Origin of the sequence: Paenarthrobacter sp. YIM B13468 (assembly GCF_042788025.1) — a bacterium.
Taxonomy (GTDB): Bacteria; Actinomycetota; Actinomycetes; order Actinomycetales; family Micrococcaceae; genus Arthrobacter; species Arthrobacter aromaticivorans.
The window spans coordinates 146153-160601 of sequence record NZ_JBHZPI010000008.1 but is presented as its reverse complement, the minus strand read 5'-3'; the positions used below and the strand labels follow the sequence as shown (position 1 = coordinate 160601).

The following is a 14449-nucleotide window of genomic DNA, read 5'->3' as shown; positions in this document are numbered from 1 at the left end:
GTTGCGGCGCAGAGTGGGCCCCGCAACGCAGGAGCAACCAGGACGCAAAACCAGTCCGCCAACGAAACACGATAAACTGCCCATATCCCACCACCCCGCGACATCTACGCGAACTAAGACGGAGACTTTTGTGAGCTTGACGCAGCTTGACCGTGTTCCCATCCGCCGTGCACTGATCTCGGTTTACGACAAGACGGGACTGGAGGAGCTCGCGAAAGGCCTGCACGCAGCCGGCGTCGCTATCGTTTCCACCGGCTCCACCGCCAAGAAGATCGCCGCCGCAGGCATCCCGGTCAAGGAAGTCGAAGAAGTCACCGGCTCCCCGGAAATGCTGGACGGCCGCGTCAAGACCCTGCACCCGCGCGTGCATGGCGGCATCCTCGCCGATCGCCGCGTCCCGGCGCACATGGAAACCCTTGCCGGTATGGAGATCGAAACCTTCGACCTCGTTGTGGTGAACCTGTACCCGTTCGTCGAGACCGTGAAGTCCGGCGCAGCACAGGACGACGTGGTTGAGCAGATCGACATCGGAGGCCCCGCCATGGTGCGTTCGGCTGCGAAGAACCATGCCGCCGTCGCCATCGTTACGGACCCCAACTTCTACGGCGCAGTGGTTGCCGCTGCACAGGAAGGCGGGTTCGACCTCAACACCCGTCGCCGCCTGGCCGCCAAGGCCTTCGCGCACACGGCCAGCTACGACAACGCTGTTGCCACCTGGACCGCCAGCCAGTTCCTGGATGAAGACGGCGACGGCGTCATCGACTGGCCCGCGTACGCCGGACTTTCCTTGGAGCGTTCCGAGGTCCTGCGCTACGGCGAAAACCCGCACCAGCAGGCCGCGCTCTACGTGGACAAGGCTGCCCCGGCTGGCATCGCCCAGGCTGACCAGCTGCACGGCAAGGCCATGAGCTACAACAACTTCGTCGACGCCGATGCCGCCCTCCGTGCTGCCTTTGACTTCGCCGAGCCCGCCGTCGCGATCATCAAGCACGCCAACCCGTGTGGTGTAGCCGTTGGTTCAGCCGACGCCGCGGACCCGATTGCCGACGCCCACGCCAAGGCCCACGCGTGCGATCCCGTCTCCGCTTTCGGTGGCGTCATCGCCGCGAACCGCACCGTCACTGCAGGCATGGCCCGCACGGTTGCGGACATCTTCACCGAGGTTGTTATCGCCCCGGACTTCGAGCCCGAAGCTGTGGAGATCCTCTCCAAGAAGAAGAACATCCGCCTCCTCGCCCTGCCTGAGGGCTATGGCCGCTACCCCTCCGAGATGCGCCAGGTCTCCGGTGGCGTGCTGGTGCAGATGAGCGACAAGGTGGACGCCGACGGCGACAACCCCGCCAACTGGACCCTCGCCGCCGGTGAAGCTGCCGACGAAAAGACCCTCGCGGACCTCGCCTTCGCCTGGACGGCTTGCCGTGCCGCAAAGTCCAACGCCATCCTGCTCGCAGATCACGGCGCCGCAGTGGGCATCGGCATGGGCCAGGTCAACCGCCTGGACTCCTGCCGCCTTGCCGTCGAGCGCGCCAACACGCTGGGCGTGAAGGTGGAGTCCGACGTCGAAGGTGCCGGCGGCGCTTCGAACGCCGACGCGACCAACGCACCAGAGCGCGCCCGCGGTGCCGTTGCAGCCTCGGATGCGTTCTTCCCGTTCGCTGATGGCCTGCAGATCCTGATCGACGCTGGCGTTCGGGCTGTCGTCCAGCCGGGCGGTTCCGTCCGCGACGAGGAAGTCATCGCTGCAGCCAACGCTGCCGGCATCACAATGTACTTCACCGGAGCTCGCCACTTCTTCCACTAGAAGGGTCCGCCCACAAAGGCAAAAGCAGTACAACGCAACGGCGGCCGCCCCGGGATGGGGACGGCCGCCGTCGTAGTTAACCGGGGCGTGCAGAAGCAGAACCGTTACGAAGCCGCCGCGGTGGTGTAGGTCGACTGAATGACGGAGCCCCAATAAGGGCCGTACATGGTGTTGGAGTTGCTGCCGTAGCCGTAGCTGTTGATCGAGTTCTGGTACCCGCCGGAGCTGTTGCCGATGAACCACGGACCGCCTGAGGAACCACCGGTCATGTTGCACGGGATGCCCTGGGTGGCGAACTGCGGGTTATAGGGATCGTTGGTGGCGGTGCCGGAGCAGCTCTTGAGTGATTCGCCGTTGAAGGGAGGAGCTGCCGGGTAGCCGAAGGACTTGTAGCTCAGGCCGCGGGCGGCGTTGAACTGGACACCGGAGGAGCCCACCACGTCCGCGAGCCGCTGGCCGTTGAGGGTGTTCATTACGGCGAAGGCGGTGTCGTACTGCATGTTGCCGTTGGATGCCCACTGGGTGGGGGAGTACAGCGCCCTTGCTGTCCACTTCCCATAGGGTGCGGAGCCATTGAGGTAGGCAGGTACGAAGACGAAGTTGGTGGCGTAAGCGCCCGGGCCTTCGTTGACGCAGTGGCCGGCTGTGGAGACGGTGCTCTTGTTGGCTGCCGTCACGGAGTTGCCGGAGCAGACGTAGTTTGCTCCGCCCAGGGTGAAGAAGATCTTGCCGATGTGCTTGACGGGGGTTTCGCTCTGGTTCGTCTTGAGGTTGAGGGCCTTGGAGTCGGTGGACGCCTGCTGGCCTTCGACGCTGCTCAGGGCGCCCGGGGCTTCGGTGACGGGGGCTTTTCCGAGGTTGAGGAGCCGGCCGCGGTCCAGTGCCTTGCTGGCGAGGATGTCGCCGGACTTGGCGTTCTTCATGCGTTCCGGGGTCCAATAGTCTGCGGCGCCATTGTCCGACGCCACATGGCTGCTGACCGCAACGCCGCTGGAGTCGATGTCCTTGGCGGGGGCCGCGTTTGCGCTGGTGGTTCCGACCAGGGCAAGGATTGCGGCAGCGGACAGACTCAGCAGGCTTGTGGCCAGGGTCTTGGCTTTTGTCACGTTGTTCCAACCTATCGAGGGAGTGGGGCGGCCAGTGATGGCGACCGCCGACTGACGGAATCGAAGCTACCCGGCGTGTGACAAGTTTGTAAAGAGTTGTTTCATAGTTTGTGATATTTTACTTTCACTTCTTGTCACACGCCGAGGAGCAATGCACGACGCCGGTCGGCAGCTTCGGCGGCAAGGTCGCCGTCGGGCGTTCAACACCGCGGCGAGCGGTAACGAAGGAGTGATCCCGGACACGAAGGGCCGCCAATCCGGCCTACTCGGGTAAGTTTAGAGATGTTGAAATCTGCAGACTTTCAGGGAGAACCCCGCCAATGGCCAAGATTATCTATACCCACACAGACGAAGCGCCGATGCTGGCTACCTACTCATTCCTGCCGATTGTGGAAGCGTATGCCTCGACCGCAGGTGTGGAGGTCGAGACCCGCGATATTTCGCTGGCAGGCCGCATCATCGCCGTTTTCGGCGATTTCCTGACTGAAGAGCAGCGCACGGGCAACGCCTTGGCTGAACTTGGTGAGCTGGCAAAGCGGCCGGAAGCCAACATCATCAAGCTGCCCAACATCAGCGCCTCCGTGCCGCAGCTCAAGGCTGCCATCGCCGAACTCCAGTCCCAGGGCTTCGCCCTCCCGGACTACCCGGACAACCCTTCCTCGGACACCGAGACGGACATCCGCTCGCGCTACGACAAAATCAAGGGCTCCGCCGTGAACCCGGTGCTGCGTGAAGGCAACTCCGACCGCCGTGCACCCCTTTCAGTAAAGAACTACGCCCGTCAGAACCCGCACTCCATGGGCGCCTGGTCTGCTGATTCCAAGACCAACGTTGCCACCATGGGTCAGAACGATTTCCGCTCCAACGAGAAATCCGTTGTGCTCAAGGCCGACGATTCCCTCAGCATCCAGCTGGTCCGTGAAGACGGCACCACCAAGGTCCTCAAGAAGGACTTCCCCGTCCTGGCCGGCGAAGTTGTGGACGCTACCGTCCTGCGGGCAGACGCTCTGGACGAGTTCCTCAAGGCCCAGGTTGCCCGTGCCAAGGAAGAAGGCATCCTCTTCTCCGCACACCTGAAGGCCACCATGATGAAGGTCTCGGACCCCATCATCTTCGGCCACGTGGTCAAGGCTTACTTCTCCGAGCTGTTCGACACCTACGGTAAGCAGCTCGCAGCCGCAGGCATCAGCCCCAACAATGGCCTCGCAGCCATCCTCAGCGGACTGGAAGACCTTCCGGAGGACGTCCGTGAAGGCGTCAAGGCAGCCATCACAAAGGGCCTGGAAGACGGTCCCGCACTGGCTATGGTGGACTCGGACAAGGGGATCACCAGCCTTCACGTTCCCTCGGACATCATCGTCGACGCCTCCATGCCGGCCATGATCCGTTCCTCCGGCCACATGTGGGGCCCGGACGGCAAGGAAGCGGACACCCTCGCCGTCATCCCGGACAGCTCCTACGCCGGCGTCTACCAGGTTGTCCTGGACGACTGCCGTGCCAACGGCGCGTTCGATCCCACCACCATGGGCACCGTTCCCAACGTTGGCCTCATGGCACAGGCAGCCGAAGAATACGGAAGCCACGACAAAACCTTCGAAGTCCCGGCAGCCGGCACCATGCAGCTGGTGGACAGCCAGGGCAACGTCCTCGTCGAGCACCAGGTATCCCCGGGTGACATCTGGCGCGCATGCCAGACCAAGGATGTCCCGATCCGCGACTGGGTCAAGCTTGCCGTTACCCGCGCCCGCGCTTCCCAGACCCCGGCCGTTTTCTGGCTGGACAAGGGCCGTGCGCACGACGCCAACCTCATCGCCAAGGTCAACGAGTACCTTAAGGACCACGACACCGAGGGCCTTCAGATCGAGATCATGTCCCCGGAGGAGGCAACGGCCTTCACCCTGGAACGCATCCGTAAGGGCGAGGACACCATCTCCGTCACCGGTAACGTCCTCCGCGATTACCTCACGGACCTGTTCCCGATCCTTGAGCTCGGCACCAGCGCCAAAATGCTTTCCGTCGTTCCGTTGATCAACGGTGGTGGCCTCTTCGAGACCGGCGCCGGCGGATCTGCTCCCAAGCACGTGCAGCAGCTGGTCAAGGAAAACCACCTTCGCTGGGACAGCCTGGGTGAATTCCTCGCTTTGGCTGTCAGCTTCGAGCACCTCGCCACCACCACGGGCAACGCCCGCGCGCAGGTCCTGGCCGACACTCTGGACCGCGCCACGGGTACGTTCCTGCTGGAAAACAAGTCCCCGCGCCGCAGCGTTGGCGAGCTGGACAACCGCGGAAGCCACTTCTACTTGTCCATGTACTGGGCACAGGAACTGGCCAAGCAGACTGAGGATGCAGAGCTGGCGAAGGACTTCGCTGCCATCGCCGAGGCCCTGACCTCCAACGAGGAAGTCATCGTTGGCGAGCTGAACGCAGTCCAGGGTCCCGGCGTCGATCTGGGCGGCTACTACCGTCCGGACGCTGCCAAGGCTGCTGAGATCATGCGTCCGTCGGCTACCTTCAACAAGGTCCTCGCGACGCTTCGTTAATTCCCAACTGGCTCGCAGTTGTGGTTGCTTGGAGAGCTCATGGCAACCACAACTGCGAGTCAGTTGCCGTTAACGGTCGGCCAGGAACCGTTGAGGTGCCACACCGCCGTCGACGATGTCCTTCAACACCCGGCCGATAGCTGGCGTGAACTTGAAACCGTGCCCTGAGAACCCGGCGCCCACCACCAATGGTCCAAAGCGGTCCAGCACAAAGTCCTCAGTGGGCGTGGTGGTGTAGGTGCAGCTGATGGGAACCGCTGTGGAAGGGTCGACGCCGGGAAGCCACTCCTGCGCGTAACGCACCAAGGCGTCGAGCTGCTCGGGGATCGGCTGGAACGTGCGCTCGTCGGGGTCCATGACGGGGCCCACGCCGTGCCAACCGGCTTTGACGCCTTCACCGGGTGTGAGCATTCCGTAGACGGGGCTATACCAGTACTCGTACGCGGGATCGTCCATATCTGGGGTGTGGTTGAAGCTCGGCCACACGAGCGTGTTGTCCACTGGCGTGAAGTGGGCGGGCTGCTCCTGGGTAACGACCAGCGGCGGCAGCTTGGCGTGCTCGCCGAGGACCTTGTTCGTCCAAGCGCCGGCGGTGACTACCACACGGTTGGCGGTATATTCAGTCTCGTCTGTCACCACCACCACGGTTTCGGCGCCGTCTACACGGATGTCGCGGACCGGCGTCGAGAATTTGAAGATCGCTCCACGGGACTCAGCTGCCTTCCGAAGCGCCTCGAGTGCGTTGGCCGAACGGATCCTTCCAGACCCCGGTACGAAGAGAACGTCGGTGACGAAGTTCATTCCTTGCCACCGGTCCATGGCCTCGTCTGCGGAGATGAAGTAGCTTTCGATGCCACGTTCCTGATGAGCCTCCTGGATGGTCCGGAGACGCTCCACGTTGCCGTGGTTCGCAAGGCCCACCAGGTCCAGCAGCGGGGCCCCGGTTTCCGCAGCGAGTTCGTCCCACAGGGTCTTGGACTCGGCGAGGAGGTCCAGGTAGTCGGCTTCGGCGTAGGCGGTGTTGAAGTTGCGGGTGGCGCCGTGCGAGGCGCCGATGTGGTGACCGGCCTCGAATTGCTCAAGGAGAATCACGGACTTCCCGCTGCGGGAAAGCTGCCAGGCGGCCGCCGATCCCATTGCTCCTCCGCCAACAACTACGACGTCAACCTGCATGCCAGCTCCATCCACCCTCGACCCACTATCAGGTTCCATTCTGCCCCCACCCGCCCAACTAGGTCGCAGCAGATGCCCTTTTGAGCGCTCAAAAGGGCATTTGCTGCTACTTACTTGGGTTGGCACTAGTCCCAAAGGCATGGAAGATTGGAACCCGTGAAATTCCTTCACCCCTCTCCCAAGTCCTCTGCCCGCGGCGTCACTGTCCTGCGTGTGGTGTTCGGCGCACTGGTCATGGTGCACGGCATCCAGAAGCTCATGGCCGGGCACGCCGCCTTTGCCGCGTCGGTTGCTGCCATGGGGGTGCAGAAGCCCGAGATAGTAGCCTGGCTGGTCATTGCCGGTGAGCTTGGTTTGGGCTTGCTCCTGGTACTCGGAGCGCTAACCAGGGTGGCTGGCTTCCTCGCAGCGATTCTGTTCGCCGGTATCTGGTTCGTGACGGAAGCGGGCAAGCCCCTGCTCACGGACAAGGCGGGCGTAACTGCCGAGCTGCTGATCATCTATTTCGCCATTTCGGTAGCCTTTGTGTTCCTCGGTCCTGGTGCGTTCTCGCTGGACCGGAAACTGGCAAGGCAACCAGCACGCCAAGGGCGTTAATACAGCTGGGTTAACTCCCGACGCCGGCACCCACCACGCGCGGTCGGCCCACCAAAAACGGCAGTCACCGAGCGTCGTTCGGGTACCTGATCCCCAACTGGGACCGGACGCCATCGAACAAGCGCATGACGTTGATGGAGTCTTCCAGCGGCATCACCGGGCTCTCCAGTAGCCCCTGTTGAATGCACCGTGTCACTTCACGGAGTTCGTAGGTGTACCCGACGCCCACCACGTCGAAGCGTTCGTGCCGCGGCTCGTCCCAGCCAACCCGGATCAGCAGCTCGCGCGGATTGTTGACCGAGCCCACCGTCTGCAGGTACCCAAGTCCGCCCGCCACGGTGGCCGTTCGCGGTCCGTGGGCCGTGAGGGACGACGTCAATTGTGCCTGGGCCCCGCTGGCATAACCGAGCGTCAACGCATTCTGGGTGTCCACGCCGTCCTCGTTTAGGGTGCCGATCGCGGTAACGGACTGTGGGAAGCCCAATGTTCCCAGGGCCCAGAGCAACGGGTAGACGGTAATGTCCAGCAGTGCACCGCCACCGTCATTGAGTGCCCAGATGCGGGCGGAGGGATCGTACGGTGCAGGGAAGCCGAGGTCTGCGCTGACCCACTGGGCGTGCCCAATTTCCCCCGATGCGGCAATGGAAAAGGCACGCTGCATGCTCGGTAGGAACCGGCTCCACACGGCCTCCATGAAGAACACGTTGTTCTCCCGGGCCAGCTTCACCAGCTCGGTGGCCTCACGGGCGTTGATGGTGAGGGCCTTCTCGCACAGGACATGCTTACCGGCGCGCAGGGCGGCCGCGGCGATCTGGAAATGCTGTGCGTGGGGTGTGGCCACATACACCACATCGACGGCGGGATCCTCGAACAGCCGCTGGTAGCCGGGGACACCGCCGTCGTTCCCGTACGCCTTGGCGAAACCAAGCGTGTGCGCGAATGCGTCCGCGGCTGCCTGGGTCCTGGAGCTCACCGCGTAGAGTTCTGCATCCTCCAGAAGGGAAAGATCCTGGGAAACGCTGCTGGCGATGTTGCCCGTGGACACCACTCCCCAGCGCAAGCGGCGTCCGGTGGCAGCCCGGGGATCCTGGTTGGTCTGGCTGGACAGCCACGGCCGGGCGATAGGGAGCGTCATGCCTGTCATCCTCTCATTCCGGCAACGGCTCCCGGAACAATTCTGGCCACTAGGGCCAGAAAGAACCCCCAAACAGCCGTATCCCGTATACAACAGCGCCGACTGAAAGGACGAGGACCCCTGTCCACCATAAATAGGGAGTTTTTTCGATCCGACGAGGAACGACAGTAACTAGTACCCAAGCTAGGGAGGCGCTCCAGATACCGGCAAAAAGGGTATAGACAGCCCATATGCCTGTAAAACCCGGATGCAAAGTGAATGCAATGTCGGCAATCGCGACAGGAATGGCAGTAGCCGCGCCGCAAACCATCATTACCGGAAATTGCAGCGCCAATCGCATCTTCTTTGAAATGTGTCTATACGTCGGAAACCACATAAGGACTGCTGCCACGATGGCAACCATCGACCCTTGGAATCCCGCAACGGCCACTGCCGTTAGGATCTCGCTCCCAGTTGTAGACATCGCCCTCGAATTTGAAGAGCCGGTGACGACGACTACGGCACCGAGAAAGGTCGCAATGATTACCGCGCCCAAGAATGACAGCCTGCTCGCGGGATCTCTGCGGGTTTTCACCTGCTTTGTGGTCATCACCAAGATTTTCCCCCAAATGTGGTGAATCACGATGCTCATGGCACGCAGCCATCTGGGGAATATACCACCAATTTTGGTTACGACGTTTGTCACGTCGCGATCACCCATTCCGGACGCCGGGAGACTGACCATCAGCGCGGATGCCGCCCTTGTTCACGATTTTTTTCGTTGTCCGTGAGGTTGACGGAACAAGCACATGTTCGTCCGGGAACGTCGGGAACCGAGTTCCCGAGTCACGCGAATGTCCATCGTAATGAGAAACCTCGCCTAGGCTGAGGTAATCATCCCTCGCAGAGGTTCTGTGGGGAGTTACCGAAATGGAGCAGGGATGGGTATTTTTCGGCGCGTCATTTTGCCGGTTGCCTGGCTAGTGGTTTTCGCAGTGATTGCTGTGGCTTTGGTCAAGATCGCTTTCATAGATGGCCTCAAGCCTTCGGATTCCGGGCCAGCACCGTTGGCGCAGGTGGACATCCCGGTGGTCCCGGCCACGCGCGCAACAGTCACCAATACCGTTGAAATCAAGGGCACCGTTCAGAGCGACGCCGCTGAAGCCATACGGAGCACATCGGCTGGCAAGGTCATCAAGGTCTTCGTGGAGCAAGGCGCCACTGTGGCCAGGGGCGACGCCCTGTTCCAGGTCAAAGCAGAACGCGCTGTGACATCCGCGCAGCCATCGAAGGACGGAATGTCCTCGGCGCCGAAGCCCGTGTATGACTACTTCGACATCCTTGCCCCCAGCAGCGGTACCCTGCAGTCCCTGACCACGCTGATCGACCAACAAGTGAGCGTGGGGGAAAACGTCGGCAAGATCGACCCCGGCACGTACACTGTGGCCGGCTCTGTCACGGCCGCCCAGCAGTACCGCCTGCTCGGCAAGCCCGGCCCGGCCGAGATCGCTTTGGTTGGCGGTCCGGCGCCGTTCCAGTGCACCGAAGTGACGCTCAAGAACAACGCGTCCGACGACGGCGGCAGCAGCTCGGGCGGTTTGTCCTCCACTGGCGGAGGTGCTGGCATGGGTGTCGGCGGGGCCGTCGCGATCCCGGGTGGCGGGGGAGGCCAGTCGCAGGATGGTGGCAGCACGCCAACAGGAACGCTCAGCTGCGCAATCCCGGCCGGGCACGAGGTCTTTGCCGGACTTGGCGCGACCATGACGGTAAGCGCCGGGGTGGCCTCTGATGTGGTGACAGTTCCGCTGACCTCGGTGAAAGGCAGCGTGAAGGACGGCATCGTCTGGATTGCGGGCGCAGGAGGGAGCGGGGCTGCTCCGGAGGAGCGCACCGTACAGCTTGGTTTGAATGATGGCAACGTAGTTGAAGTGACGTCCGGCTTGACCGAGGGCGAGCAGGTCCTAGAGTTCGTGCCCGGCGCCCCGGCTGCCCCGAACCCCATGATGGGCCCTGGGCAGGGCACCTACATTCCGGCGGGTTAAGCATGGACGCGACAAGCACCAACGAAATTCTCGTGAGCCTCCGCTCGGTCACGCGTTCAGTGATCTTGCCGGACCAGCAGCAGCTCCACATCCTCCGAGGCATCGACCTCGAGGTTCAGAGCGGTGACCACACAGCCATTGTCGGCCGTTCAGGGTGCGGAAAATCGACACTGCTCAACCTCCTGGGGCTCCTCGATGTCCCCACCTCCGGTGACTTGGAATTCCTTGGCCAACCGGCGGACCGGTTGAGCAGCAACGCCCGCGCCCGCTTACGCGGTTCCACAGTGGGCTTCGTGTTCCAGCAATTCAACCTGCTCCCTGGCCGCAGCGCCCTGGACAACGTCATCACGCCCCTGTTTTACGCCCACGGCAGGGAGTTTTGGCGCCGCCGGGAACTTGCCATGGACATGCTGGATCGCGTCGGGCTGGCCGAGCGCGCCCACACCATGCCAAATATGCTCTCCGGTGGTGAGCAGCAGCGTGTGGCGATCGCCCGGGCGCTGGTCCGCAGGCCGAGGCTCATCCTTGCCGATGAACCAACGGGTGCCCTGGACGTGGAAACCGGGCAGGCTGTCATGGCGTTGCTCGACACCGTGGCCACGGAAACTGCAGCCGCACTTGTCACGATCACGCACGATACCAATGTGGCAGCGCTGGCACGAGCCTGCTACCGCCTCGACTCCGGTGTGCTCAGCCCGCTGGCAGTTGCCGAATCAGCAGGAGTCAGCGCATGACCGGCTTCATTTCCACGCTAGTCGAAGCGTGGCAGGAACTCAGGATCAACAAGGTCCGTATCCTCTTGGCCCTCCTTGGCGTCGCCCTGTCTGTGGCTGCGCTGACATCGGTGGTGGGAATCGGCGGCCTGGTCCGTGAAGGGATCAAGGTGCAGTCCGAGCGCAACGGCGGCCGGGTTGCCACCTTGTCTCTGAGCGTCAACGGCCCTTCCACGCCTGATCCTGCGAAACTGGAGAAGGTCTACGAAGGCATCCAACAGCGCTTCGGCATCACCACGTCCACCCACGTTGGCAGGACCCAGGCTGGCTTCCAGTTTCCGCGTGGCGTGACCAATGTGGACGTGACGATCGTGGACATCGGATACGGCATCATCCACAGGGTCCCACTCACCCAAGGAACCTGGTTCGCTGCCGACGACGAGCAAAGGCTCGCACCCGCCGTCGTGGTCTCCGAAGCGTTCTACAACCAAGCAGGCATGCCCAACCTGACCACCAGTCCGACTGTGACCATCCCGGGTGAGCACCCCGCCACGGCGGTGATTATCGGCGTCGTACCTGATGCCTATCCGCAGCAACCTCCGGCCGCTTTCATCCTCACCGGCGGAGCCGCGGTGACCGGAATGCAGTCCCAGATGTCCGAGTTCAAAGTGTGGGTGGGGGAGGAACAGGCCGATTCCCTGGCCGCAGCCATTTCCACGGACCTCCAGGGGCAATTTCCCGGGTACTACGCGCAGGCAAGCCGGATGGACTTCGCCGCGTATGGGGATCCGCTGGGTCCCGCGCAATGGATCGTGGGCGGCGTAGCCGGACTGGTTCTCCTGCTCGGCGCCGTGGGAATGCTCAACATCTCCATGGTCACCGTGCGGTACCGGGTCCGGGAAATCGGCATCCGCCGCAGCTTCGGCGCGACTTCCGGCCGGATCTTCTTCGGAGTCATGATGGAATCCGTGGTTGCCACCGCAGTCGCCGGCCTGGCAGGAGTCATGCTGGCCGTCGCGGTGGTGAAAAACCCGTGGATCGAGTCAAAGGTGGCGCCGGGATTGACTGAGTATCCGTCGTTCCCCATTGACGCTGCGCTCCTGGGCTTCGGGGCAGCTGTCCTTGTGGGCGCACTCGCCGGAGCCATTCCTGCGCTCGTGGCGGTGCGCGTCAAGGTCATCGATGCAATCCGGTTTTGATCTCCTCCGTAAGCCGGCCCTGCTGAAGGCGGAAGCAGCGTTCCGTTTTTTGCGCCAGGCTGCGGTCGTGGGTGACAACCAGGATGGTGGTGTTGTGGTCGCGGCTCAGTGAGCTCAACAGTTCGATGATATGCTCACCGGTTTGCTCGTCCAGGTTTCCCGTGGGCTCGTCGGCAAGGATGAGCTTGGGTTCGTTGGCGAGTGCCCGTGCGATCGCGACGCGCTGCTGCTCGCCACCGGACAATCGATTGATCCGGCGGGACTGCTTCTCCGGATCCAGCTGCACCTGTTCCAGCAGTTCTTTGGCGCGCTTCAGCCGCGCAGCCTTCCGGACCCCGGCGAACTCCATCGGCAGCATGACGTTGTCCACGGCGCTAAGGTTCGGGATCAGGTTGAACTGTTGGAACACGAAACCGATGTCCCGCCGGCGGTACTCGGTCAGTTTGCTGTCCGGAAGCCCCGCCAAACTGACGCCATCCACGACGACGTCTCCACTGGTTGGCTTATCAAGCGCACCCAGCAGGGACAACAGCGTGCTCTTGCCACTGCCGCTCTTACCGACGATGGAAGCCAGCGAACCCTTGTCGAGTTCGAAACTGACGCCGTTGACCGGCTTGATGGTTCGGTCCCCGGACTTGAACTGTCGGACCAGATCTTTGACAACAATCACGGCTATTCTCCTCGGAGTACTTCGATGGGACGGATGCGCGCGGTCAGCAAGGCCGGGACCAATGCGCCGATGATGGCGACCGCGAAGACCGCGGCGATGCCTGCAGCAATGACACCGGGGGAGGCGCTCGCCGAGACAGACGTGAGCAGTTGAGAGGCCCCACCGAAGGGACCGCCCTGGCCTCCACCGGCAAAACCGCCACCGGCGAAACCACCCCCGCCAAAGCCGCCGCCGCGCTGGGTGCTGCCTGCCGCCGTCGTGCTGGTGTTTGAACTGATGAGGGCTGATGCGATACCGCCGCTGGCGAGCGATGCAATGGCGGCGCCCACCACGCTGCCCAAAGCCACGAGTACCAGCGATTCAAGGACGAATTGCAGGCCGATGGTGCGATTCCTGGCACCGATGGCCTTCAACACGCCAATTTCGCGGCGGCGTTCACGGACCAACATGACCATGATCAGCAGGATGATGAGTCCGGCTGTAGCGAGTGCTGCAATGAACGCGACCAGGGAGATGTTCTTGACGCTATCCAGCGAGCTGACGGCAGTTTCGAGGTTGCGTTGGCCTTGGGTGACGTCGGCTTTGCTGGTTCCCAACGCGGACTGGACGGCCGTTTTGGTGCTGTCGACGTTTTCCATACTGTTGACCGTGACGATCATCGTGGAGAGTTCGTCAGGAGTCGCTGCCAGCGTTTGGGCTTCTGGAAGGGTGACGTAGACGGCGTTGTTTCCGAAGGCGGTTCCGGCGTCGAAGATGCCTGCGACCGTGAACGTCTTGTCCTGGATGGTGAAAGTGGAACCCGCTGTGAGGTTGTTCTTTTGCGCCAGCGTCGTCCCCACCAGCGCCTTTGCCTGAGCCGTAGTGTAGTCGCCCAGTCCGGTGCCACTCGTGATGTCCAAGGCCTTGCCGGCGCTGTCAACTTCGGCGCCGATGCCTGTGGCCGCAATGGGAAGGGTGCGTACTCGTTGGGTAGTGCCTGTACCTCCGGTGTTGCTGGTGGAGCCGTTCCGGTTGCCGAGGGTGCCGGCATCGATGGCTGCCGTGAGGTTGGTAGTGACGCTGGCCTGCTGCCCGCCGGGACCGAAACCGCCACCTTGCTGCGTGGTGCTTGTTTCTGCCGTCGCCGTCTGGAGGCGCAGCGCCTTGGTACCCACCACGGAGGTCACGTTGGTGACCGAGGCTACAGTCTGCGCTTGAGCAGCGGTGAGCGGTTCGCCGCCACCTTCGAAGCCCTGCCCACCAGCCGGATTCACCGTCAGGGTGGTGCCCACGGAAGCATTGAGCTCCTGGACCTTGGCACCCACGGCCTGGTTGGCCACAAGCATGGCCAACGCCAGGCCGATCGCTACGGCCAGCACAGCGACTACCGCGGCCGTTCTGATTTTGTTGCGGAAGGCATTGCCTACGCTTCGGGCAAGGACGCTCACGTTTCTCCTTTGGACCTGCTGAGTTCCGCAGACCGCTGGCTCGCGGGCTGCAGGTCCAACGATGCTG

Annotated in this window: 12 protein-coding genes; 7 read left to right on the top strand and 5 right to left on the bottom strand. The window is 62.8% G+C overall.

The genetic code is table 11. The annotated features are described in order from the left end of the window. Nucleotides 1-130: 130 nt before the first annotated feature. A complete protein-coding gene (purH, locus tag ACFX4T_RS10035) occupies nt 131-1801 on the top strand; it encodes a bifunctional phosphoribosylaminoimidazolecarboxamide formyltransferase/IMP cyclohydrolase (RefSeq protein ID WP_216924844.1) in 1671 nt (556 codons plus the stop codon). Between the two features lie 104 nt (nt 1802-1905). Here purH and ACFX4T_RS10030 read toward each other — a convergent pair whose 3' ends face one another. Further along, the gene (locus ACFX4T_RS10030; protein ID WP_377651658.1) at nt 1906-2907 is read right to left on the bottom strand and encodes a trypsin-like serine peptidase; all 1002 of its coding nucleotides are present in this window, start codon (nt 2905-2907) and stop codon (nt 1906-1908) included. 320 nt (nt 2908-3227) lie between these two features. Between ACFX4T_RS10030 and ACFX4T_RS10025 the strand changes: the two genes are divergently transcribed. Continuing rightward, nucleotides 3228-5447, top strand: coding sequence for an NADP-dependent isocitrate dehydrogenase (locus ACFX4T_RS10025; RefSeq protein ID WP_216924846.1), 2220 nt, complete (start codon nt 3228-3230; stop codon nt 5445-5447). A gap of 69 nt (nt 5448-5516) precedes the next feature. Here the strand turns inward: ACFX4T_RS10025 and ACFX4T_RS10020 are convergent, their stop codons facing one another. Next, the gene (locus ACFX4T_RS10020; protein ID WP_377651657.1) at nt 5517-6620 is read right to left on the bottom strand and encodes an FAD-dependent oxidoreductase; all 1104 of its coding nucleotides are present in this window, start codon (nt 6618-6620) and stop codon (nt 5517-5519) included. 156 nt (nt 6621-6776) lie between these two features. On the opposite strand from ACFX4T_RS10020, the gene ACFX4T_RS10015 reads away from it, so the two are divergent. After that, nucleotides 6777-7217, top strand: coding sequence for a DoxX family protein (locus ACFX4T_RS10015; RefSeq protein WP_216924848.1), 441 nt, complete (start codon nt 6777-6779; stop codon nt 7215-7217). A gap of 64 nt (nt 7218-7281) precedes the next feature. Here the strand turns inward: ACFX4T_RS10015 and ACFX4T_RS10010 are convergent, their stop codons facing one another. Continuing rightward, on the bottom strand, nt 7282-8352 hold the full coding sequence (locus tag ACFX4T_RS10010; protein WP_377651656.1) for a Gfo/Idh/MocA family protein: 1071 nt from the start codon (nt 8350-8352) through the stop codon (nt 7282-7284). Nucleotides 8353-8582: 230 nt separating this feature from the next. On the opposite strand from ACFX4T_RS10010, the gene ACFX4T_RS10005 reads away from it, so the two are divergent. From ACFX4T_RS10005 to ACFX4T_RS09990, 4 genes are all read left to right on the top strand, one after another. Continuing rightward, a complete protein-coding gene (locus ACFX4T_RS10005; protein WP_377651655.1) occupies nt 8583-8969 on the top strand; it encodes a hypothetical protein in 387 nt (128 codons plus the stop codon). A 303-nt stretch (nt 8970-9272) separates the two neighbouring features. Further along, nucleotides 9273-10373, top strand: coding sequence for a biotin/lipoyl-binding protein (locus ACFX4T_RS10000; RefSeq protein WP_377651653.1), 1101 nt, complete (start codon nt 9273-9275; stop codon nt 10371-10373). Nucleotides 10374-10375: 2 nt separating this feature from the next. Next, nucleotides 10376-11107: an ABC transporter ATP-binding protein gene (locus ACFX4T_RS09995; protein ID WP_377651651.1), complete on the top strand. Its 732-nt coding sequence runs from the start codon at nt 10376-10378 to the stop codon at nt 11105-11107. Further along, nucleotides 11104-12285 carry an ABC transporter permease gene (locus tag ACFX4T_RS09990; protein ID WP_377651649.1) on the top strand — a complete coding sequence of 394 codons (1182 nt, stop codon included), beginning with the start codon at nt 11104-11106 and terminating at the stop codon, nt 12283-12285. Before ACFX4T_RS09995 ends, ACFX4T_RS09990 begins: the two co-directional genes overlap by 4 nt. Here the strand turns inward: ACFX4T_RS09990 and ACFX4T_RS09985 are convergent. Together ACFX4T_RS09985 and ACFX4T_RS09980 are read right to left on the bottom strand one after the other, a co-directional pair. Next, nucleotides 12263-12955: an ABC transporter ATP-binding protein gene (locus ACFX4T_RS09985; RefSeq protein ID WP_216924854.1), complete on the bottom strand. Its 693-nt coding sequence runs from the start codon at nt 12953-12955 to the stop codon at nt 12263-12265. The genes ACFX4T_RS09990 and ACFX4T_RS09985 overlap by 23 nt on opposite strands. A gap of 2 nt (nt 12956-12957) precedes the next feature. Then, complete coding sequence (locus ACFX4T_RS09980) at nt 12958-14382, bottom strand: ABC transporter permease (protein ID WP_216924855.1); 1425 nt, start codon at nt 14380-14382, stop codon at nt 12958-12960. Nucleotides 14383-14449: the final 67 nt, after the last annotated feature.